This window comes from Bartonella sp. MR168JLCBS, assembly GCF_042194175.1.
The window spans coordinates 694-1,021 of the sequence record NZ_JBHIMP010000170.1 but is presented as its reverse complement, the minus strand read 5'-3'; the positions used below and the strand labels follow the sequence as shown (position 1 = coordinate 1,021).

General features: G+C 40.5%; 1 pseudogene. It reads left to right on the top strand.

The features are described 5' to 3' along the window. Positions 1–328 (top strand): annotated as a pseudogene (locus ACFIK8_RS10090) (cell division protein FtsH); the annotation flags it as partial.

The window sequence follows — 328 nt, the reverse complement described above, 5'->3', positions numbered from 1 at the left end:
ATCACATCCGGTGCTTCTTCTGATATCGAACAAGCGACAAAGTTAGCGCGGGCGATGATCACACGGTGGGGCTTTTCTGATCTTCTTGGAAATGTCGCCTATGGTGATAACCAGGATGAAGTCTTTTTAGGCCATTCTGTTGCACGAACACAAAATGTCTCTGAAGAAACAGCGCGTATGATTGATGCTGAAGTGCGTAAGCTCATTGATGCTGCTTATACAAGTGCTACAAAAATTCTGAAAACAAAAAAGAAAGAATGGTTCGCTCTTGCACAAGGTTTATTAGAATATGAAACTTTAACCGGTGCTGAAATTAATGAAATTATTG